We start from the raw sequence: 21,564 nt of genomic DNA, 5'->3' as shown, positions 1-21,564 counted from the left end.
GAATTGATTTTATGCTACTAACAAATAAATCATCATTTGGCCGTTGTATTTTGGATTTCCTTCTAAGATTTGTTTTTGTGGATTTGGATATAAGTCCAATGTTTCTAAGGCGAGATAGCCTAAGAGCGGAGGAGTTCCGATTGGGAGTTCCATTACTTCTAAATTGCATTCTCTGTCCCAGATCTTGAGTTGAATGGGAGAGAATATCTTGGATTGTACTGTTCCATTTGCAGTGATTGCAGGTCTGCTGTATAATGGTTGAAGTCCTAAAGTTTGGATCAGATCCGCAGGTAGACAGATCATCGCGGCCCCAGTATCCACAAGGAATTCGAGTTCCAATTTTCGGATGTTTTCCGAAGGAATTCTCCCATTCTTATGGTCCAGAATATCCATAGTATTTTGCAATTCCGCTTTTTGATAAATTCTTCCCAAATTGATTTCCTCCGGAGAGAAATTGAATTGTTTCTTAAGGAAAGTCAAATTGATTCTTTAGATTTTTTGAATATGAACTGGAATATTGATTCCGGAGAGAAGGAGAGATGAGGAGACGCAAGGGAGATGTTGGAATTCCTACAAATGTTGTGAGTGAAAATTTGGGTTGTAGTTTAGGGGATTTTCGTGTATAGGGGGAAAGGCTTCTCCCACAAGCCCGCCTCCTCCACCCGAACGTGGGCGGGGGCGCCCTTCAATCCCACGTAGGAGTTCCAACATACGAATGAATCCCGTTCTCAGTGCCGCTCTACTATTTAAAGGTTTTTTAATATCTCTCGGATCAGCTCTCCGGTATCCGTAAAACTTTGCTTTTTCAGTATCTTCTCCACTTCCTTGAGAGCGGATTTGTCTTCGAAGCCTAGTTGAACAAGTGCCTGGACCGCGGTTTCTTTAAAACGATCTTCAGGAGAAGGAAGTTTTTCTTTAGAGGTTTCCGGAACGGAAGGATCTTCCGAGCCGGCTTCCAAAAACAATTCTAGTTTTTTGAGATTTTGTTTTACTTCGAAAAAGATTTTTTCGGAGGTTTTGGCTCTGACTTTCGGGATTTTTTCCAGGTCTTTTGCCGCTCCGGAGGAAGCGATCTTATGTAATTCCCAAGGGCTGAAGAAGGAGAGAACTTTGAGCGCAGTCATTTCTCCTATTCCGTGCAGGCCCTTCATCACTTTAAAAAATTCTTTATCTCTTTCCTGTAGGAATCCGAAAAGTTTTTGTCCTCTTTCGTTGATGGAATGATAGATATGAAGTCTGACTTCTTTTGCGGAAGTTTGGAATTCTTTCAATTCCCAATAGGTCTTGAATGAAATTACGATTTCGTAAGTTACTCCGTGGACATCTAAATGTACGGAGCCTACTTCCAGTTTTCGGATGGAACCTTGTAGTCCTGAGATCATGTCGGGAAAGTTTAAAAAGTGATGCCTGCGGAGGCAATCATTTCCACAAATCCGAAATTCTGAGTCGCTCTATCCTTGGATTTTCCGTTCGTATAGATGCTTGTCAGGTCTATATATCCACCTTTTGCTCCGAATTCAAAGAAGAATGATTTGAATAAGTCGATCCTAAGCGCGGAATACCCTGAGACTCCGTATCCGGAAAGGTGAAATCTATTATTATGACCTTCTCCAAATAATCTTACATCACTTCTGCATACTACCGGTCCTGCTCCGACGGAACCCACTAAACTGAATGCGTTCTCTCCGTTGGGAGAAACCCAAAGCGGTGCAACATAACCTACATCTACGAATAGATAATTAAGTCCGTCGGTATGTTCGAATTTCAGGAAGTCCGGACTGATATTGATCGTTTCTCCTCCGTGGTATCCTGCGAACTGATTTATATTATTAGGAAATAATAATGCATAAGGAGCGGATTCGAAAGAAGTATGAAGTCTTGCCCATTCTATCGCCATCGGATCTATGTAGCCGCTGATATTGGCCGCCTGTCCTCTGGACATTACATATTTCATATGGTCTTGTCCGAATGCGATGAACAGATTATCAGTTATATAATAGGTAAGTTTAAAATTATACTGAGGGATTTCCCAAAGAGAAGGGTTCATGTACACATCGGTGGAAAATTTTTCCGGTTTGTCCCTGGCAACCACATCTTTCAGAGTAAAATGATATCCGGGACCCTTGAAATTGATATCACTCTGAGTATAAGAGTCTCTATTATATCCCCATTGGAAGGACCAGCGGCCTTTTCTTTGGTCCACCCTTCTTTCTTCTTTTTTTACCTGTTCAGGCTGAGGTTCCGTTTTTGCCTGAGCCATACTGAGAGGATAGATCCTTTCTTCTCCCCCTACGGCAAACAGGGAAGTGGAGAAGGTCAGTAGTATTAAAATAATATAATGGATGAAGAATGAAGATTTAGTTTCGGATCTCATTATGGACGGAAGCCTCCGGGATACAGTTCTATGCCAGAATTCAGGAATAGTTCCGGGAGGCACCTTTTTTTCTTAGGATAGAAATTTCCAAATCATTCCAGGTCTATCCCGCTGCCTATAGTCCATGGTATAATTTTGACTCCGTCCTTTTTTCCCCAGGAAATTCCGTCAGAAGGAGGATGGATCCCTTTTGTATCGGGAGATATCGGGAAGGAGAGCCTTTGTTTGAGGTCCAACATAGGCTCCTTAGGAAGATCATCTCCTAATGGAAATGTCCCCCAATGGATAGGCGCAAATGACTTTGCATTTAGATCCTTGGTCGCCACTAAAGCTTCTTCCGGTCCGATATGAGCGTATTTCATAAACCATCTAGGCTTATAAGCTCCGATCGGAAGAAGTGCAAGATCCACAGGTTTGCCTAAACGTTCCGAGATATTTTTAAAATGAGAAGAATATCCGGTATCTCCTGCAAAATAGATGATCTTTCCCTGAGCCTCTAAAGAATAACTTCCCCAGAAGTATTGGTTCGTGTCGGAGATCCCCATTCTGCTCCAATGATGCGCAGGAAGAAATGTGATCTTTACCGAATCCTTAGTGCTAATCTGTCCTAACTCTTGTGAAACAGTGGAGCCTAAATTTTCTTCTTCAGAAAATGATTTCATTCCGGAAGGAAGAAGTATCTGCAAGTTCGGATTTTTACTTCTTAGATATCGTAATGTATCTCTATCCAAATGATCTCTATGAGCATGGCTCACTACCACAAAATCCACCGGAGGAAGATCCTCTTTTGGGATAGGAAGTTTGACAAGCCTCGTTACTAAAATGGGAGCATCAAATATAGGGTCTGTCAGAACATTTACTGTTTTTCCTTTTAGGGTAGAAGAGATCCATACAGTGGCATGCCCGAACCAAACCACTCTTACCTTTCCTTCCGGAGCGATTAGATCTTTAGAGTTTCTTTCTAAGACGGTAGGAAGTTCATCCGTAAGACCTTCTACCGCAGGAGGGTCCTTAGGTCCCCAGAGTTTCCAGCGTAGGATAGCCAAAGGAGACTTTCCCTGCAATTCTTCATCCGGATCTAAATTATGATATCTACCTTCTTTATAGCTGGGGGACTTTACCCTGTCCGGATCCAACGGAAAACAATAAAAAAATGAAATTGCGAGTAGTAGAGTCGCTGAATGGAATATTAAACTCATATTGATGTTTTGGACCTATTGTAACGTTTTTGGAGCCTAGTTTTTTCTAAAAGAAAGAGAACTTAATCAATTTATTTCTATTCTTCCGGGCAATATAAGATCGGACTATTTTTTTTTCAAACCGACCGATGTTACCGCTCCCAGTTTTAGCAGGTTGCTTGCAGAAAATTCAGCTCTCACCCGTTCTATCCTAAATGGAAGCTTCTATACAGATCAGAGACCTGCCATTTGCGAAAAATAGAATACTTTCGCTGACGATCTTATTTTTATTTATCAGCTTCCATTTTTTGTTACCATTGGGACTATTATTCGGTAGTTTTCCTGTTTGGGCAGCTTGGGTTTTTGCCGCAGCTTTGGGGCCGGTGTCCTATACTTTTTGGAATCTGATCCACGAAAGTATTCATGGGAATTTTTCGAACGAAAGAAAGCAGAATCATTTTTGGGGAAGGTTTCTTTGTATCGTGTTCGGGGCTCCTTATTCAGTTCTGAAATGTAGTCATCTAATGCACCATAAGTTCAATAGAGAACCTGGTGATCGGATAGAATTTTATGATCCAAATTCTTCAAAGCCAAGATGGTTCCAGAGTTTGAATTATTATTTCAGAATTACTGTGGCGACTTACATTTTTGAAGTAGGGACAGGGCTTTTACTTTCATTACCTTCTCGTTGGACAAAACCGATCACGGATCGTTTCATTGAGTATCCTATAGAAGAAGGTTTTTTTAAGTGGATCTATCGACCTGAAATTTTGGAAGAACTTAGAAAGGATATTTTTTGGATTTTGGCCTTCTATATTCCTTCTTTTTGGTTATTCAAAAATAACTGGCCTTTGTTGGTATTCCTGCTTCTGAGCAGGTCCTTTTTTATATCATTTTTCGATAATGCGTATCATTACGGGAAAGAAATTAATGATAAAAATTCGGCCTTTAATTTAACTCTACCGAAAACGGTAAGCGCGTTCTTTTTACATTTTAATTATCATAGGATTCATCATAGATTCCCTGGATGTTCCTGGGATCGATTACCTAAGCAGATGGAGGTTTGCGGAGAAACCTGGGACAAAAGTTTTATGAAACAAGCATGGAGCCAATGGGGCGGGCTCTTAGAACCTTTGGATGGAAAAATTTCTAAATAAAAAAACATATGAGAACGATAATACAATCTTTCATTCACAATAGACTCTTCATGTATTTGGGAGTCATATTCATTGTTGCCGCGGGGGGAATGTCCCTTTGCGGTCTGCGCAGGGACGCTTTTCCGAATGTGGATATGAAGCAGCTCGTGATCACCACAAAATTCCCGGGAGCTTCTCCTGCGGATGTGGAATTACGGGTAACGTATCCGATCGAAGAGAAGATCAAGGAGATAGACGGTATAGATGAGATCCGTTCCTTCTCCCGTAACTCTGTTTCCGATATAGATGTTCGTGTAAGCTTAGAGGAGAAGGATCCGGAAAAAGTTCTGGATGAGATCCGCAGAGCTGTAGACAATGCGATCTCAGATTTTCCTCCTCAGGTCACGGAAAAACCTAAAATTACGGAAAGAAAATCAGGTTCCTTTCCTATTATGGACTTTTCCGTTTACGGCGGTAAGGACGAGATAGAACTTCATACGATCGCTGAATTTATAGAACTGGAATTAGAAAAGATCCCAGGAATTGCAAGAGTAGACGTATTCGGAAAACGTGATAGAGAATGGCATATTCTAGTAAATGCGGACAGATTGAAACAATACCAATTGGATCTTTCCGATATCACAAGAACGATCCGCACTCGTAATATCAATCTTCCTGCAGGTTCCGTGGATTCTGAGAATGCATTCGATCTCAGGATCGACGGAGAATTCAAACATCCTTCCGAGATCGGGAAAATTCCTGTCAGGACAAATGATATATTCTCCACTGTGCGTATTGGAAATCTAGCAAGGGTAGAAGATACGTTCGAATACCCGAGATTCCTTGCGATCGCGAACGGACAACAAGGTCTGGTCCTGTCCGTGATCAAAAAGGAAAGAGCGGACGCGATAGAAGTTGCAGACAATGTACAAGTTAGGTTAAAGGAGCTTGAAAAAGTTTATCCGGAAGGAATTAAAACATTCAAATTAAACGATGAAGCTAAAAGGACCAAGAACAGATTGAACGTGGTTTCTTCGAATGCGCTTATCGGATTTTTGATCGTTTTCGGGATCTTGTTTTTGTTCCTAGATTTTAGAACTGCGACTCTGACTTCTATGTCATTACCTCTTTCGATGTTGATGACATTCGCAGCACTTCCTTTCTTCGATGTTTCCTTTAACATGATCTCTATGATGGGACTGATCATCTCGCTCGGGATGCTCGTGGATAACTCCATCGTAATTTCGGAAAACATTTATACCTATCTAGGCGAGAAGATGGACAAAACATCCGCTGCCTTGAAAGGAACTACGGAGATGTTGGTGCCGATCTTCGGATCTTATTTAACAACTGTAGCAGCATTCCTTCCCATGTTATTCATGGCCGGGATCATGGGAAAATTCATCTGGCAGATCCCACTTGTGGTAATCATCGCATTAACTGCGAGTTTGATTGAGTCTTTCTTATTCCTTCCTGCGAGGATCGCTGCATTTGCAAAAACTCCGGAAGAATTGAAGAAGTCCTCCAATTTCAGAAAATCCTTGGACAATTTTTTCGCAAGAATGGAAGAACGATTTGCAGATTTCGTGGCTTTCACGATCCGAAATCGAAACAAATCTTTTTTTGCGATCATACTCATTGTCATGAGTTCCTGCGGTGTAATGTCCCAGATGGACTTTATTCTTTTCCCGAAAGAAGACATTGAGATCTTCCTAATCAAGGCGGAATTCCCACCTTCTTCTCGTATCTTCCATACTAGAGATAAGATGAAGTATATGGAAGAGATCTTGAAAAAGATCCCTCAAAAAGAATTGGTAAGTTATTCTACCAAGATCGGAGTACAACAAACGGATCCTGATGATCCACTTTCCAGATTCGGAGAGAACTTGGGAGTGATCCTGGTGTATCTGACTCCGGAATCCCAGAGGGTAAGAAAGGCATCCGAAATATTAGCTTCTATCGAAGATGATATCCGAAAAACACCGGGACTTTCCGACGTATATCTGGAAGAAATGGCGATGGCGCCTCCGATCGGAGCTCCTATTACGATCGGTATATTAGGGAAAGATTATGAAGTCCTCAAAAAAGTTTCTGCGGATCTGCAATCCTTCTTAAAAGGTATCAAAGGTGTACATTCTGTCCGTGATGATTATAGGAACGGACGAAAACAGATGTACATCCAATTGGACGAAGGACTGGAAAGTTTTACCGGAGTGTCCACCTTCTCCGCAGCAAACATGCTCAGAACAGCATATGATGGAGAAAGAGCAGGTAATGTTCGGCAGGGAAAAACTAAAATTTATCTAAGAGTGATGTATGATAAGAACTTCCGTAAAAATCCGGAAGAAGTAAAAAGTATTCCTCTTAGGAACAAGGCGGGAAATATCACCAACCTTGCAAAAATTTCCAGAATGGATCTGAAAGATTCTCCTGAATTACTTTCCCACAGGGATTTTGAAAGGGCGGTCACAGTAAACGCAGAGATCAAGATTGAGTCCGGAATGACTTCTCGCGAAGCAAACCAGAAAGTGATCGATGAGTTCAAACCTCTGATCGAAAGACAATACCCCGGAGTTTCCATCGTATTCGGAGGAGAGGAGAAGGACACACAAAGGTCCATGGCCTCTCTAGGAAAAGCGGGACTCATAGCTTTACTTGGGATCTTTATCATTCTTGCACTAACTTTGCAGAATGTGGTAAGGCCACTTCTGATCTTGAGCACAATTCCACTTGGATTCGTAGGGATCGTAGCAGGATTCGTATTATCCGGAAAAGCATTCAGCTTCTTGGCTTTGATCGGTATCATTGGACTTGCTGGAGTTCTTGTGAACGCATCCATCGTGCTTGTGGATTGTATAGATTCGATACGCAAATCTTCCAATGCACCTTTGGATGAGATCTTACTAGAAGCAAGCCGTCGAAGGTTCCGTCCTATCTTGCTAACCACATTGACTACAGTTGCGGGACTTCTTCCTACAGCTTATAGTGTTGGTGGATCAGATCCGGTACTAATCCCTATGACCTTGGCATTAGGTTGGGGACTTGGATTCGGAACTTTAGGAAGTTTACTCTATGTTCCTGTAACACTTTCAGTGTTCAGTCATTTGAGAGAAAAATTAGGTTTTAAAACAAAACCGGAGCCTAGGCACCATTGAGATAAGAGGCGCAGAGAATAATAGAGACGCAGTTTTTCTCTCACGCAGAGACGCTAAGACGCAGAGAGAATTTGGATTTTAGTAAATCCTAACTCTGTGGCTCCGCGTCTCTGCGTGCCAAAAATTCCAGTGCCTTTTTCTGACTCCGCTTCTCCGTGTGAAAGTCCGCCCTTTTAATTCTCTTGCCTCCGGGTCCGGCCGGATCAATCTGTCCAGAAAATGGCGTACGAGCATAAGAATATCCTGGATACGGACCAGTTCTCCAAAGAGGATCTGGACTTTTTAGTCGAGAGAACTCGAGAGATGGAAAGGCTGGTGGAGCAAAATAAGGCCTTTGGAATTTTAGAAGGCAAACTTCTGGCTTCTCTTTTTTTCGAAGCTTCTACAAGGACCAGACTTTCATTCGAAGCCGCCATGGAAAGATTGGGGGGAAGGGTAATCTCCTCGGTAGGTTTCCAATTTTCTTCCATCTCCAAGGGCGAGACCTTATACGATACCATGAAAATGGTAGAAGCTTACGCAGACATCGCAGTGATCCGACATCCTGTAGAAGGTTCTTCCAGAATTGCAGCGGGTGCAGTAAAAATCCCGGTCATCAATGCGGGAGATGGAGCAGGGCAGCATCCTACCCAAGCACTTCTCGATCTATACACGATCATTTCCGAAAAAGGAAAATTGGACGGACTCACTCTCGCATTCATCGGTGATCTAAAATATGGAAGAACGATCCATAGTTTGATCAATCTTCTCCGCCATTATAAAGTTCACTTATATCTGATTTCTCCGCCTGAACTTTCACTTCCCGAGTCTTATAAGAAGGGACTTGCAGGATTTCCTATCACATTCGAAGAATCCGACGATATCAAAAAAGTTTGGGAATGTGATATTGCTTATGTGACTCGCATCCAGGAAGAAAGATTTCCGGATCATAGAGAATACGAAAGATTAAAAGAATCCTTCAAGTTGAACAAAGAATTGATACTAGCATCTAAAAAAGAGACCACTGTTCTTCATCCTCTTCCAAGAGTGAACGAACTATCTACGGATGTAGATGATCTTCCGAACGCGGCATACTTCCGTCAGGCAAAATACGGAGTGGTGAGCAGAATGACGTTACTCTGCCTTTCACTAGGCGTTCGTTTTTAAACGGAGTAGAATGGAACGTAAGATCTGGACATACGAAGAAGCACGTAAAATTCTGCCCTATGTCAGATCTATCACGGAAGAATTTTACGAAACCGTGGGAAAGGTTCACCAAGAACTGAAAAACGGTTTATACCAAGAGAATGAGCAGGAAGCCAGAGAAACCAAGGTCGAAGAACTATTGGTGGAATGGTCCGGAAAGGTCCGGGAACTTGGTATAGAGGTCAAAGGGCTTTGGCTCGTGGACTTCGATAACGGAAAAGGTTATTATTGTTGGCATCTGGGAGAAGAGGACCTTCTTTTCGAACACGGATACGACGAGGGTTTTGCAGGACGCAAACCGATCCAAAACATAGACGAGGATTACGAATAATTCAATGGCAAATATAAACGAAAATTATCTGAAATTAAAAGCGGGATATCTTTTCCCGGAGATCGCAAGAAGAGTAAAAGTTTATTCCGAAAAACATCCAAACTCAAAGATCATCCGACTAGGGATCGGAGACGTTACTCTTCCATTGGCTCCGTCCGTTGTGGAAGCGCTCGTTTCTTCTTCCAGAGAAATGGGAACTCCGGAAGGATTCCACGGATACGGGCCCGAACAAGGATATTCTTTCCTACTGAAAGCGATCGCAGATAATGATTATGCTCCTCTTGGTGTAAAACTGGACGAGAGCGAAATTTTCGTATCAGACGGATCCAAATGTGACTGCGGAAATATCCAAGAAATATTCTCCCAAGATGCAAAGATCGCGATCGGAGACCCAGTATATCCAGTCTATGTGGACACTAACGTGATGGCAGGAAGAACGGGAGAGGCCGGTCCTGACGGAAGATACGCCAACCTGATCTATATGCCTTCTACAAAAGAGAATGGATTCCAGCCTGATTTCCCTAAAGAAAGACCTGATCTGATCTATTTATGTTTTCCTAATAATCCGACCGGAACAGTGGCCTCTAAAGAATCTCTTAAGGCTTGGGTAGAATACGCTAAAAAGAATAATAGTATCATTCTTTACGATTCCGCATACGAGGCATTCATCTCCGAGCCGGGAGTTCCTAGATCCATTTATGAGGTAGAAGGAGCCAGAGAAGTCGCGATAGAATTCCGCTCCTTCTCCAAAACCGCAGGATTTACAGGACTTCGTTGCGCTTATATAGTAATCCCTAAAGAATTAAAGGGAAAAACAAAAGACGGCCAGGAAGTTTCCATAGGGCAACTTTGGAGCAGAAGACATACCACCAAGTTTAACGGTGTTTCTTATGTGACCCAAAAAGCGGCTGAGGCAATCTATTCCCCTCAAGGTAAAAAAGAGATCCGCGCAAGCATAGATACTTATATGGCTAACGCAAAATTGATCCGAGAGGGACTCATCAAAGCAGGATACGAAGTATTCGGAGGGGTAAACGCTCCTTATATCTGGCTCAAAACCCCGAATAATCTCAGCTCTTGGGACTTCTTCGACCAATTACTGGATAAGGCTCAGGTGGTAGGAACTCCAGGCTCAGGTTTCGGACCTGCGGGAGAAGGTTATTTCAGACTTTCCGCCTTCGGAAAAAAAGACGATGTGATCGAAGCGATCCGCCGCATCAGTTCTTTGTGAGGGACTGAGATTTCAAAGACAGCAGAGTTTTTTGCACGCAGAGACGCTGAGGATTTTTAGTTTAGTAAACATGAGATTCTCCGCGTCTTAGCGCCTCTGCGTGATCATTAGCGCTGCGCCTCAACCAGCTCTGCGCCTCTTTTATCCAAAAAAAAGAGAATATACATTTCGAGACCCTGCCGATAGACTACTAGTAGGGAAAGCTATGGGTTCGAAATATACACGCATTCTTCTTTTTATATTCGCTGCGGCGCCGATTTTTTTCACGGATAGGACTTACGCAGTTTCTCCGGACCAGACAAATCTCGCGATCCTGATAGATGAGAATAAGATAAATATAAAATTCATCAATATCTGCGTGAGTAATCTTGCGCCACCTTTGGAAGAGGGTGGAGGGCCTAAGTCCCAGGCAGGAGTGGCAACTGCTGCAGAAAATGCACAGTCCGGGCAAACTGCAACCGCGAGCGGGCAGACTGAACTTTTCAAAAAACTGAATACTATAGACAATTATAGATCATTCAAGAAGGCAAACCAAGCCGACTTCAACGGGAATATGTGGTATTTCCAAAGTAATTACAGTTTGTCATATAAAAACCTGAAAGCCGCACAAGGGGAGATGAAAGACATCTTCCAGGTAGTTCACGAAAATTATATCAAAACCGCTCGTATTCTTTTAGAAGCAGCTTCTCCGATGATCATTCGTTCCAACGATAAGATCGCGCAACATTTACTGAAGCTCGGATTCAGGGACCTAAAATCCTCGGAAGATAATTTTACCAGTGCCTATAATTCTTCTCCTTACCAATTCAGAGTGAAACTGGTACTTTTTGGAGAAGGGATCAAGATCGCAAGAAGAGCCAGGAGATTCGCACTTCTCGCGATGATCGCAGCTAAAACTCCTAATGACGATAAGCGTGAGTTCCAATTCGTGAACCTGGACGAAGTTCGAAATATTGCGGAGAAAGAAAATATCTCCGACTACGATCGTATCAGAAACACTTTAATCGATTATATAGATAACGAATTACTTTCTCCAAAGATCGCGCCTCCGGGAGAAGGAAAAGATAATCCTGTAGATCTACTCGAAGTTCACGACGATAATTACAGCTTTATCACCAACGGAAGGGTTTCCTTTTTAGAAAAAAGTAATGAAGAGATCCGTGTAGACGATATCAATAAAAAAGAAGCATTACCTCCTGTTCCTGCGCAAGGTGGAGCCAACTAATGGATCTTCCTACTCCGGCCGAGATCATGTCCCTTAGAGTAAAAGGAGGCAGATTTTGGAAATGGATGCTAGTATTTTCACTTATCGCGGTGACAATACTTGCAGGAAGGATCTATTCTTCTCAGTCCACCCAAGGATTCAGAGAAAGAAAAAAATCGGTGGATTCCAAAGTAAAGATCTTAAGAGAGATCGGAAATTCATTCGAGTCCTCGGAACTTAAAAAAGACCTTCAAAAAATAGAAAATTATTCCGCAGATCTAAACTCAGCTTCCAAAGCAGGGAGCGTTCAAGAGAAGGCGGACAGTCTAGCGTTACTCGAGAGAGCTCTTCCCGAATCGATGAAACGTTGGTCTGAATTCGCTGAAACTTCTTCGGATAAACTACTCCAGCATGTGGCAAAAGAATCCCGTTTTTTGAAAATGGGATCGGAAGAGCATCATCCGCTGACCGCTAAAGAAGAAGAAAGGGCCAATGATTATTTCAGAATGGCCAGAGAAGAATGGATTTCCGGAAATAAATTCCGCAGGGACGGAAACCATCTTTACGCATTGGTTCTATATAAAAGATCCTTAAAATACTCTCTGTCCAGCTTAAAAGTATCCAAACTTCCTTATCCGGAAGAATACAAAAAAGCAGCCAATCGCTTAGTGAAATAAGAGCCTCAGAGCAAGAAGAGTCGCAAGAGATAATTCTCACGCAGAGGCACAGAGCCGCGGAGAGATGTTTTTATGATTAATAAAATTAAAAGTTCTCTGCGCCTTAGCGTCTCTGCGTGATCTTTAACTCTGTGTCTCTTAAGTCACTGCGGCTCTACGCTAAAAAACTATTCTCAACAGCAAAAAAAGTAGAGGCATTTTCTCGCTTAGGCTTCAAAAGAAGTCATTCTGGAGGAAATTATCCTCCTTCTTCCAATGAGAATCGAAGTTTTATATAAATTTTTTCTCTATAGTCCTGCCAGTCATTTGCCTGTTTGGGAAGAAGGAAAAGGTTTACTAGGATTACTCCCCAAAGAAAGAGTTCTAATGGAACTCGCAGATCTAAGCGCTTCCGAAAGGGAATTTGAAAGGATCCCGGAGGAGTTTTTGATCCGAGAAATTCCGGAAACCGTTCTAGCATTTTTCCAAAAACAAAGAACCATACCTGTATTAGGTCCTATGGGAGAAAAATTGGAAGATTGGGATAAACCTAGGTTTCTTGCAGAGCTTAGCAGATCTTCTTGGATGGCTAAGGAGACAGAAAAACCTAAAACTTCTCCTCAGAAATCGGAAGAAGAAAAGGCAAAACAAAGCCAATGGTTTATGGAAGTACTTCTCCAAAATTTTCCGGATGGATTACTCGCCACAGACCTGGATGGACATACCGTATTCTATAACGAGACATTCGAAAAAGACATATTGGTCAAAAAATGGTTTAGGGATAGCATTCTCCAGGCGGAAAAACTATTAAAAGAAATGTCCAAGGACTTGCTTGGAAATTATCTAAAAAACCATGAGCTTAGGTTAGAGGAAGGAAGACTATCCGTTCAGACATTTCTTCCAGACCTGGATTGTATCGTAAGAGTTTCCATCTTAAAACAAAAAGGAAAACCTCTAGGTTATCTGTATCACTTCTCCCCGGCTTCCGCAAAACTGAACAGCCAAGACGGAGAAGGAATGGAGTTCCCTTCCGTTACGGAAGCATTCAACCAAAAACTTCCACTCGAAACGATGTTAAAAGAAGTGGAAGGAAGTTATATTTATCACACGCTCAAAAGAAACCAAGAGAATGTTTCCCATGCTGCCTTAGATCTGGGAGTGCCAAGAACCACTCTACAAAATAGAATTAAGTTTTTGGATCTAACCGGTAAGTTTAAATTGAATAAGGACCAGCCTATCCCCAGAAAGAAAACTGGCAAACAGGGCCCTACTAAGAAGACAGTTCCGCAGACAAACAAACCTGTGGTCGCGGAAACTAAACCCAAACCGGCTTCTAAAAAAAAGCAGGTAATTTCTAAGAAAAAATCCACGTCTAAAAAAAGGACAAAGCAAAAATAAAAGCCTTGACAGAGTTTGTAATCTGGAAATAGTCCACATTAAGAGCCGACCCTTCCTCTCTTCCGAGCAACTCGCTCGTTTGAAAAATAAGGGATTCCCCGGTCGCTTAAGAGTCTGTCCCAGAGGTCCGACTCTTGAAGCCCGAAACTAAAACTTATCGAAAACATAGGTTTCTGTAACGGACTATAGAAAAAGAACCGACTATCCGGATCCTTCAAAACCCGCTCTTAATCGAATAAAAAATGAATACAGGAAGGCCTTCCTTCCAAATCCTAATAACGGTATTCCATGGCTAACCCAAGACGAGACTCCAAGCCCCGAAACAACTATCAAAACAACAATAACGACGCACAAAACGATAATAACGAAGAAGAACCGAATTTCCCGGAAGATGATCCGGAAACAGCGGAGATCCGTTCCAGAAAAAGACGTCGTGGCTCCTACGAGGGACCTACACCGGCTCCTATCGATCTAGTAGCACTCAAAAAAACATCCATCGCCGAACTGATCGAAGTCGCTAAGAACCTTGGCGTAGAGAATACAGGCGGACTAAAAAAGCAAAACTTAATATTCGCTATCCTGCAAGCCCAAGCAGAAAGAGAAGGGCAGGTACATGCCGCAGGCGTAATGGAAAGATTGCCTGATGGATACGGTTTCCTCCGATCTCCCGATTATAACTATGTTCCCGGTCCGGACGATATTTATGTATCTCCTTCTCAGATCAAATTATTCGGGCTAAGGACAGGAGATACGGTCGAAGGACAGATCCGTCCTCCGAAAGAATCCGAAAGATTTTTCGCAATGCTCCGTGTGGAAACCGTAAACGGATACACACCTGACGTAGCAAGCAAACGTGCGTTATTCGATAACTTAACTCCGCTTTATCCGAACGAAAGATTGAGAATGGAACATGATCCTTCTCAGCTAGACACAAGGATCGTAGATCTAATGTGTCCGATCGGAAAGGGACAAAGAGCACTCATCGTTGCGCCGCCTAGAACGGGAAAAACGATCCTGATGCAGAACGTGGCAAATGCGATCACCCGCAATCACCCTGAAGTTACACTCATCGTGCTGCTCATAGACGAGCGTCCGGAAGAAGTAACCGACATGGCACGAAATGTTCGAGGAGAAGTAGTATCTTCCACATTCGACGAACCAGCTACCCGCCACGTTCAGGTCGCAGAGATGGTGATCGAAAAGGCAAAAAGACTGGTAGAACATGGAAGAGATGTGGTCATTTTACTCGACTCGATCACACGTCTTGCACGCGCATACAACCAGGTCATCCCGACTTCCGGAAAAATTCTCTCCGGTGGTGTGGACTCAAACGCACTTCATAAACCTAAAAGATTTTTCGGGGCCGCTCGAAATATCGAAGAAGGCGGATCACTTACGATCATCGCAACCGCACTTGTGGACACCGGATCCAAAATGGACGAGGTGATCTTCGAAGAGTTCAAAGGTACCGGTAATATGGAAATCCACTTGGATCGGAAACTATCCGATAAGAGGATCTTTCCTGCGATCGATATCAACAAGTCCGGAACCAGAAAGGAAGAGCTTCTATTACCTAAGGAAACCCTCCAGAAGGTCTTTGTGCTCCGAAAAGTGCTTTCTCCCATGAGCATCACAGAAAGCATGGAATTATTACTCGAGAAGATGAGACAGTCTAAGACTAACGAGAGCTTCTTGGGCAGTATGAACGCCTAATAAGATTTTGGAAAAGGGGACAACATGAAAACAGACATCCATCCTAAATACGCTGACGCCAAAATTCGCTGCGCTTGTGGGGCGGTTTACGAGACTCGCACTACGGTCGGAGACATCCACGTGGAAATTTGCTCCAACTGCCACCCATACTTCACCGGAAAATCCAAAATCCTGGATACAACTGGTCGAGTAGACAAGTTCAAGAAAAAATACAAAATTTCCTAATCGAGATTTTAGGCTCGGTGGCGTCCCCTTCGCACTTGGTGCGAAGGTCGGGCTTCTCCGGGCTGCGCTTCGCTCCGGTCGCTACACGACTGCTTCGCACCACTCCGAATCCCTGACGCATTCAAAAAAGCGGATCTTCCCTACTAAAAGTGCTTTCCTCGTCCATCAACAAAGTCTAATCTAAGAAAGGCAATCATCATGTCAGTAATGGATTTTAACAGATACAAAGAGATCAATGACCAAAGACTAAACTATAGAGAAATGGAAGATGCAACCGTTGTTTCCAACTATAGGAATGTAGGTTGTGGAGACGGGTATCGTATCTATCTCAAAATCGATGAGAATAGAAAAGTAACGGATGCAAGTTATACTACCACCGGTTGTGGGTTCGGGATCGTTGCACTTGCAATGGCCACAGAGATCGCAAAAGGTAAAACCATAGACGAACTCAAAAACGTAACCACTGACGACGTCGAAAAACAATTCGAGTTTCCTGAGCGTCGTAAAAATTATCCCGAGTCGGCAGTAGCGGCTCTCCAACAAGCAATCCATGATTACGAAACAGGTGCCGGTGTCCCAAAAGAAAGAAGGATCACTGCAGCCAAAGCGAAAGAAATACTCTCTCAAAATGGAAACCTAAAAGGAGAGGATCTATCTTCTATCATATTAGAAAAGGAAGATCTACACGGAGTGGATTTCTCCGGAGCGAATCTAAACAACGCATTCTTAACCAACTGTAATTTTGTGGGAGCCAATTTCGAAGGAGCCCGTTTGCGGGGAGCCTTCCTAAACGGAGCGGACCTAACCGGGGCCAATTTAAAAGGTGCAGACTTACGTTGGGCAAAACTCGCAGGAGCTAAGATAGAAGGCGCGGACTTCACTGACGCAGTCTATGATATAGGCACAAGAGTAGACCAAAGACAAATACATATTTTCTCTTCCATGAAGAAGGAAGGAAAAGATATCTATATGGAGAAACATGAAGCCGGGTGATAAAGCCAAACTGACCAAAAGAAGTTTTCTTTTAAAAGGAGTGATCGTACTCACCGGCGCTCAAGTGGAGATCCAAGAAATTAACGGGGACAAGGTCTCCGTTCTCTATAATGACCGAGAAGGTTATCCCCACACAATCGAAGATCTTACTCTCTCGGACCTCGCTCCGATCGAATAAGAGGCGCAGAATTTTTGGGCACGCAGAGCCGCAAAGTCGCAGAGAAGTTTTGGGTGACTCTAAACCTTTATACTCGGCGTCTCCGCGCCTCTGCGTGAGAAAAACGTGGCTTCCCGCAAATTACTGATTCTACTCAGTCTTAGTCTTCTGGAATGCGGGACTGCTACTTATTCCACAATATCCTATTCCAAATACGAACAGATCAGAACAGTTCGTGAGAATGCGATCTCTTCCGAAAATTTAAGTCTGATCACCACCAGATTTTTAAAAAGTAACGATCTATACAAAAGATACCAAGAATCTCCCAGAGTAGTTATCTATGATCTAGATAATAGATTGATGGCTTTAAAAACAAGAGAGCTTGCCTATTATTTGGCGGAGTTATGCTATCATGTGGGATCCGAACTGGACCTGGAAGATCCAATGTTCGCAAGGATGTTCGCTTCTTCCTTAGTATATTCTTATACATATCTATTCGATAAAAAAGCGATCCCTGCCGCGGATCCATTCTCCATGGAGTTTAGATTTGCATTAGAAACATATAATAGATCACTCGCACAATTAGTCAGATTCGCCAAAAGAAATAGGAAACTAGCGAATCTAACGGATCTAAATCTTCCACTTATAAGAGGAGCGCTCTCCATGGCCAGGGCGGAAGTGGAGACTGCCTGGACCCCGAAAAACTTTTTGGAAGTCGAAGTTGCCTACGATTATAAAAATGCGGGATTCTCCAACCAGATCAGTAAATTCGGGATAGGAACCCCTCTAATTCTCATCCGAAAACATCCTGAAAAAGAACCGATCGAAAGAAGAAAATACGAATTCGTAGCAGGGGTAGGTCAGGCATATCCGGGAACCGCACTTTTAACGCTGGAAGAATCTTATTTAGAAAATCGTAATTTAACTTTAAAAGCGGTTATCCATCTATACGATCCTGTGCATAGGGACAGAGTCCAGTTTTCCGGATTGGATCTGCCTATGGAAAGTGATACTACTACTCCGCTTGCATATATGTTATCAGGCGCAGAAAAAAGAGACGGATTTTTTGCGAAGTTCGACGGGGAAGTAGCTTTGGAAAGAAAAGGGCTGTACCTGGTATATCCTTACAGAAAAGGAAAGATCCCGGTAGTGTTTGTGCATGGTCTTGCTTCTTCTCCTTTTATTTGGTTCCCGATGATAAACGAACTCTTGGCAGATCCTAAGATCAAGGATAACTACCAGTTCTGGGTCTATTGGTATCCTACCGGAAATCCGATCACAATTTCCGCCGCGGATTTTAGGGATACCCTCCGAGATCTGCGTAAAACTTACGATCCGAAAGGAGAAGACTCTTCTTTTGATAAGATGATGCTCGTAGGACATAGCATGGGTGGACTTCTTTCTAAACTAATGGTGACCAGAAGTAAAAAAGAAGATTGGATGAAAGTTGCAAATGTTTCTCCCGAAAAATTCGATTCTCTTAACTCTGAGTCAAAGGAAGAAGTAAAACGAGTATTCGAATTCAAACCCTTACCTTTTGTGAAAAGAGCGGTGTTCATCGCCACACCACATAGAGGTTCCAATCTCGCAGAAGGATTTTTGGCTTCTATCGCAAGGATCTTATTTGTACTTCCAAAAGGTGCTCTTCATAATATAGGAAAAGCCTACAAATTTTTAACCGCCGATTCGGAAGAAGAATCCATTCTTCCGGAAACTTACGGAGTAGACGGACTTTCTCCGAATAGCCTATTCATGAAGGTCACAGGAGAGTTAAAGCCTGAAGTCCCTTTCCATTCTATCATAGGGAACTCTAAGTTTAGGGATTTGGAATGGATCAATGATTCTGTAGTTTCTTATGATAGTTCTCATATAGACGGAGCGGAGTCGGAACTACTGATAGATTCGGATCATTCCGTCCAAGATCATATGCCCACCATTCTGGAGATCAAAAGAATTCTCTGGGAACATTCGGGGATCTCAAAAAGATGAATTCTACTTCCTCGGTTAAATTATAATTTTTGTAATTCGGTATCCAGAATGGTATATAAGGTATTTTTTATATACTATTTGGGATAAAAAAATTTCTTTATGCTAAGGAATTTTGTGTCTGCATTAATAATGCCCGATGTTAGTTTTGCACGAAATAGAAAGCGAATTAACTCGGACCGGCTGCGCGATGTAAATTCCTTGGTCAGCGCGCTGCCGGTCTTTTCTTTTAGGAATTCATTCCTTTCCAAAGCCAATCAAAGGATTCGGAAAGCACTTGGTCCAGCTCTCCTTCTAAAAGCCAAAGATTTTTGTTCAAAAAAGCTTCTTTCACTTCTTTAGGAGGATTATGGTGCTGCCAGAGCATCAGACCTAAAAAATAAAAACGTAATATAAACTTTCTGGCATTCGAGATAGTAAGACCCGTCTCTTTAGAAAGCCAAACTCTTGCAAGTTCATCCATTCCGTCCGATGTATTTTTTTTGAACTCGTACAGAAAATCCCGATCCACATTACTTTCTAAAATCCCGGGAATAATAAGACCTACGAACATAAAAATTTCATTTTGGGAAAACTGACGGATGATCTTTTCTTTCAATTTGGCTAAAGAATAATCGGAGCCCTGTAAAAGTTCCTGCACTTCCTTAAAAAAGGATTCAGTTTCCTGCAAATGAAGTGTAAGGAAAATTTCTTCCCTAGTTTTGAAATAGAAATAGATCACACCCTTAGTGACACCTGCTACTTCTGCGATCTCCTGGGTGCTGGGAAGAGGATGTTTTTGTTTTACCAGAAGTTCCCGCAAAGCAGCCACGATGGACTGCTTGCGGATTTCCTTTTCTTCCGGCCTTCTGGCTCTTTTTTTATCCACTTAGGAAACTATACGGCAGCGGACAACATCCAGTCAACCGTCTCTTGGAGTGATTTTTTGACAGGCATAGGTTTCCATTGGAATTCCTTCTCCAATCGATCTGAATTGTACTCTTGTTTTCTTTGCAGATAATCCTGCACTATCTCGGAATTGATCTGTCTATCCAAACCTGTGACAGCATGTTTGAAAGCATCCAGATAAGGCATAACGCGAACGATAAAGGAAGGAAGTTCCTTTCCGGTCGTTTTTGCTTTAGGATGGATCTCTTTTACTAATTTGCAAACTTGAGAAACGGACAAAGTTTCGCCGGTTGCAATATATCTTCCCTGCGCTGCAGGATTTTCATAAGCCAAGATATGCGCCATTGCAACATCTCTTACATCCACATAAGAAAAAGTCATCTTAGGAGCGAAGGGAAGTTGTCCTTTTAGAATGTCCTGTATCAGCTTTAAGGAAGAAGTAGGTTGGGTGAACTGAGGGCCTAAAATAGTTCCAGGTAGAACGGTTACTAGATTCAAACCTAACTTTTTAGAAATTTCCCAAGCTAATTTTTCGGATTGGGTCTTCGAGATCGCATAAGGTTCTTTTGCAGAATCATTCCATGTGGATTCGTTCAGAGGAGATTCTCCTTCTGCAATGGTTCCTACTGCGGCGATGCTGGAAGTATATACTACTTTTTTGATCCCGGCCTTATATGCTTCTTCCAAGATGTTTCTGGTTCCGTTGATATTAGGTTCCACAACTTCTTTTTGGGGATCCTTGGCAGTCAGATTGAAAGCCGCAGCCACTTGGAATAAGCCGTCCTGTCCTTGCAAAGCTTTACGAAGGGATTCTCTATCTCCCAGATCGGCGGAGACTAACTTTACTCCCAGCTTTTTCAGATTAGAAGTTTTTTTAGAGTCGTTCGCATCTCTAACCGCAGCCGTCACATCATAACCTCTTTCCTGAAGAAGTTTTACTAGAGAAAACCCCAGGTGCCCGCTCGCACCGGTTACCAATACTTTTTTCATGAGCCTCACCTCATTAATTAATATACCATTGGACTATAAATAATATACCAATAGTCAATTATTTTTAAAAAAAGAGAGATCGAAGGAGTAGTTTAAATGAAATCTAATACTGCCAATTTGGCATATTTTTGGAAAGTGCCGATTTTGCATTTTATTTCGCTTAACAATATTGTCCCTTACTACTTCTTTATATTCCCAGGGGCTTCCGGTAGATCCTGCAAATTCGGATCCCTCTGCACAAAGTTCAGGAAACACCGAGCAGGTTTCCGAGCCGAATAAAGCCTCTACTTCTCCTAAGAAAGTTTCCGAACTGGGATTTAGGATCATGAAATCCCAATACGATCCTTACTTCTACCAATCGAATGCGAACATCGCACAAGAACAAGTGAATCGTGATTTTAATCTGACTGGAAATGTCAGGACCATTTATCCTTTGTATTTCAAATTTGTAGACGAGGAGAAAAGATACGGGGTAGAATTCCTATTTTCTCAGAACGTACTTACCAAGGCCCGCTATCATTCTATTTACGCGAACGACGACGGCAGCTACGGATTTGTAAGACGAGATCTGATGGATTTGGAAAGAAAGGATTATAAACTAAATTACCTGTCTTATGCTTTGACTCCTTTTAAGGAAAAATTATATTTCGGGGCAGGTTTAAGAAAAATAGATACTGATCTGTGATCCGGAAATTTATACGGAATTGCCGCGGAAAAAATCCAGACTTTAGGGCCGCAGGTAGCGATCAAAAGTAATTTACGTT

The 21,564-nt window shown here is 42.5% G+C and carries 20 protein-coding genes; 14 read left to right on the top strand and 6 right to left on the bottom strand.

Annotated features, from left to right (window positions below):
• Positions 1–9 precede the first annotated feature (9 nt).
• The 4 genes from EHR06_RS17355 to EHR06_RS17340 all read right to left on the bottom strand — a co-directional run bounded on the left by EHR06_RS17355 (position 10) and on the right by EHR06_RS17340 (position 3,573).
• Entirely contained in the window at positions 10–432 is a 423-nt protein-coding gene (locus tag EHR06_RS17355; protein WP_135758167.1) for a retroviral-like aspartic protease family protein, read from the bottom strand.
• Positions 433–746: 314 nt separating this feature from the next.
• On the bottom strand, positions 747–1,382 hold the full coding sequence (gene ruvA, locus EHR06_RS17350; protein ID WP_135758166.1) for a Holliday junction branch migration protein RuvA: 636 nt from the start codon (positions 1,380–1,382) through the stop codon (positions 747–749).
• A gap of 11 nt (positions 1,383–1,393) precedes the next feature.
• On the bottom strand, positions 1,394–2,374 hold the full coding sequence (locus EHR06_RS17345) for a TonB-dependent receptor (protein ID WP_135758165.1): 981 nt from the start codon (positions 2,372–2,374) through the stop codon (positions 1,394–1,396).
• A gap of 92 nt (positions 2,375–2,466) precedes the next feature.
• A complete protein-coding gene (locus EHR06_RS17340) occupies positions 2,467–3,573 on the bottom strand; it encodes an MBL fold metallo-hydrolase (protein WP_135758164.1) in 1,107 nt (368 codons plus the stop codon).
• A gap of 194 nt (positions 3,574–3,767) precedes the next feature.
• On the opposite strand from EHR06_RS17340, the gene EHR06_RS17335 reads away from it, so the two are divergent.
• The 13 genes from EHR06_RS17335 to EHR06_RS17275 all read left to right on the top strand — a co-directional run bounded on the left by EHR06_RS17335 (position 3,768) and on the right by EHR06_RS17275 (position 18,925).
• Positions 3,768–4,709 carry a fatty acid desaturase family protein gene (locus EHR06_RS17335; RefSeq protein WP_135758163.1) on the top strand — a complete coding sequence of 314 codons (942 nt, stop codon included), beginning with the start codon at positions 3,768–3,770 and terminating at the stop codon, positions 4,707–4,709.
• A gap of 8 nt (positions 4,710–4,717) precedes the next feature.
• On the top strand, positions 4,718–7,843 hold the full coding sequence (locus EHR06_RS17330; protein ID WP_135758162.1) for an efflux RND transporter permease subunit: 3,126 nt from the start codon (positions 4,718–4,720) through the stop codon (positions 7,841–7,843).
• 219 nt (positions 7,844–8,062) lie between these two features.
• Positions 8,063–8,989 carry an aspartate carbamoyltransferase gene (gene pyrB, locus EHR06_RS17325; RefSeq protein ID WP_135758161.1) on the top strand — a complete coding sequence of 309 codons (927 nt, stop codon included), beginning with the start codon at positions 8,063–8,065 and terminating at the stop codon, positions 8,987–8,989.
• Positions 8,990–8,999: 10 nt separating this feature from the next.
• The gene (locus EHR06_RS17320; protein WP_135758160.1) at positions 9,000–9,359 is read left to right on the top strand and encodes a DUF2203 domain-containing protein; all 360 of its coding nucleotides are present in this window, start codon (positions 9,000–9,002) and stop codon (positions 9,357–9,359) included.
• 4 nt (positions 9,360–9,363) lie between these two features.
• Positions 9,364–10,590, top strand: coding sequence for an LL-diaminopimelate aminotransferase (locus EHR06_RS17315; protein WP_135758159.1), 1,227 nt, complete (start codon positions 9,364–9,366; stop codon positions 10,588–10,590).
• Positions 10,591–10,795: 205 nt separating this feature from the next.
• Positions 10,796–11,815, top strand: coding sequence for an adhesin OmpL37 family surface protein (locus EHR06_RS17310; protein WP_135758158.1), 1,020 nt, complete (start codon positions 10,796–10,798; stop codon positions 11,813–11,815).
• Entirely contained in the window at positions 11,815–12,471 is a 657-nt protein-coding gene (locus EHR06_RS17305; RefSeq protein ID WP_135758157.1) for a PROCN domain protein, read from the top strand. Before EHR06_RS17310 ends, EHR06_RS17305 begins: the two co-directional genes overlap by 1 nt.
• Before the next feature lie 255 nt (positions 12,472–12,726).
• Positions 12,727–13,848, top strand: a complete 1,122-nt coding sequence (locus EHR06_RS17300; protein ID WP_135758156.1) for a helix-turn-helix domain-containing protein — start codon at positions 12,727–12,729, stop codon at positions 13,846–13,848.
• Positions 13,849–14,136: 288 nt separating this feature from the next.
• Complete coding sequence (gene rho, locus EHR06_RS17295; RefSeq protein ID WP_135758155.1) at positions 14,137–15,561, top strand: transcription termination factor Rho; 1,425 nt, start codon at positions 14,137–14,139, stop codon at positions 15,559–15,561.
• Positions 15,562–15,585: 24 nt separating this feature from the next.
• Positions 15,586–15,786 (top strand): 50S ribosomal protein L31, encoded by a 201-nt coding sequence (rpmE, locus tag EHR06_RS17290; protein ID WP_008592280.1) that lies wholly within the window; start codon positions 15,586–15,588, stop codon positions 15,784–15,786.
• A gap of 198 nt (positions 15,787–15,984) precedes the next feature.
• On the top strand, positions 15,985–16,779 hold the full coding sequence (locus tag EHR06_RS17285; protein ID WP_135758154.1) for a pentapeptide repeat-containing protein: 795 nt from the start codon (positions 15,985–15,987) through the stop codon (positions 16,777–16,779).
• A complete protein-coding gene (locus tag EHR06_RS17280; RefSeq protein WP_135758153.1) occupies positions 16,766–16,957 on the top strand; it encodes a hypothetical protein in 192 nt (63 codons plus the stop codon). Before EHR06_RS17285 ends, EHR06_RS17280 begins: the two co-directional genes overlap by 14 nt.
• Positions 16,958–17,062: 105 nt before the next feature.
• Positions 17,063–18,925, top strand: coding sequence for an esterase/lipase family protein (locus tag EHR06_RS17275; protein ID WP_135758152.1), 1,863 nt, complete (start codon positions 17,063–17,065; stop codon positions 18,923–18,925).
• Positions 18,926–19,151: 226 nt separating this feature from the next.
• Here EHR06_RS17275 and EHR06_RS17270 read toward each other — a convergent pair whose 3' ends face one another.
• The gene (locus EHR06_RS17270) at positions 19,152–19,790 is read right to left on the bottom strand and encodes a TetR/AcrR family transcriptional regulator (RefSeq protein WP_135758151.1); all 639 of its coding nucleotides are present in this window, start codon (positions 19,788–19,790) and stop codon (positions 19,152–19,154) included.
• An 8-nt stretch (positions 19,791–19,798) separates the two neighbouring features.
• A complete protein-coding gene (locus tag EHR06_RS17265) occupies positions 19,799–20,800 on the bottom strand; it encodes an SDR family NAD(P)-dependent oxidoreductase (RefSeq protein ID WP_135758150.1) in 1,002 nt (333 codons plus the stop codon).
• A gap of 169 nt (positions 20,801–20,969) precedes the next feature.
• Here EHR06_RS17265 and EHR06_RS17260 point away from each other — a divergent pair, with 169 nt between their 5' ends.
• Positions 20,970–21,485, top strand: a complete 516-nt coding sequence (locus EHR06_RS17260) for a hypothetical protein (RefSeq protein ID WP_135758149.1) — start codon at positions 20,970–20,972, stop codon at positions 21,483–21,485.
• Positions 21,486–21,564 lie beyond the last annotated feature (79 nt).

Source organism: Leptospira dzoumogneensis (genome assembly GCF_004770895.1).
Classification (GTDB): Bacteria; Spirochaetota; Leptospiria; order Leptospirales; family Leptospiraceae; genus Leptospira_B; species Leptospira_B dzoumogneensis.
This window is presented reverse-complemented; position numbering and strand designations above follow the sequence as displayed.